The sequence below is a fragment of the Bradyrhizobium sp. PRIMUS42 genome, assembly GCF_023006515.1.
Taxonomy (GTDB): domain Bacteria; phylum Pseudomonadota; class Alphaproteobacteria; order Rhizobiales; family Xanthobacteraceae; genus Bradyrhizobium.
This window is the reverse complement of sequence record NZ_JALBGZ010001291.1, coordinates 1-926: the sequence shown is the minus strand read 5'-3', so window position 1 is coordinate 926 and position 926 is coordinate 1. Positions and strand designations below refer to the sequence as shown.

General features: G+C 66.6%; 1 protein-coding gene and 1 pseudogene. Both read right to left on the bottom strand.

What is annotated here, in order from left to right:
* Positions 1-464 (bottom strand): annotated as a pseudogene (locus MOV75_RS39800) (histidine kinase); the annotation flags it as partial.
* Positions 465-583: 119 nt separating this feature from the next.
* Positions 584-926 (bottom strand): EamA family transporter (locus MOV75_RS39795; RefSeq protein WP_247008322.1); only part of this gene is annotated, 343 nt, incomplete at its 5' end.

Sequence of the window (926 nt, the reverse complement as noted above, 5' to 3'; positions counted from 1 at the left end):
AGCGGCGGCAGGTTGGCGAGCAGCTGGGCGCGACGATCGATCAGGGTCGAGATCCGCTCGAGGCCGGTGCGATAGGTCGCAAGCCGCTCGGTGACCCCGTCGATCATGTCCTGCTGCTCGGGCGCGAGCTCGATGCGGGTCTTCTTCAGGATGTCGCTGAGCGTCGAGGCCGCCTCGCCGACCTGCTGGAACTGGGTGCCGGCGCCGGGATCGGTGACGAAGTCGCGCGCGGCCAGACGCAGTTCGTTCATGCGGCGGTCGATGTCCTCGGCGAGGTCGCCGACGCTCTGGAGTCGCTGCAGCTCGGCAAAGGTCGTATCGATGTGCCGGATCGCGATCACGCTCGCGGTCGATGTGACGATGATCACCGCCAGCACGAGCAGGAAGCTGCCGAAGGTGAGCTGGCCGATGGAGAGCGAGAAGGTTCGCTTTTTCTCAGGGGTCGGCGTCAATTCGGCGGACATTCGTGTCTTGGGGGGACCGGGCTACTGGAGACCCAATATACGACGTATTGCCGCCCGGGGGAAACATGCCTCGGGCCGCCGGTTATCCTTAATATTGTGGCCTCGGAGCCCCCGTCCCCCTATGACGGTTTGACGCTTGCCTGCCGCCGGGCCGGGATTGTCATGGCGGCGACGCCGAGGACGACGCAGGCTAGCCCGATCCAGGCAGTCCGGCTCAGGCTCTCGCCGAGAAGGGCGACGCTGATGGCGACACCGATAGGCACGCGGAGATAGGCCTGCGCGGTGGTGCCGACCGAGCCCAGGGTCTGGATCAGGCGGAAATAGATCGCAAAGGCTGCGGCCGTCGAGAACACGGCGAGCGCGAGCAGCGCCAACACTGAACTTTGCGAGGGCGACAGCGTCCAGGGCTGCTCGACCATGAGCGAGGCCGGGATCAGGACGGCGGCCCCGGCCAGCAGCGAG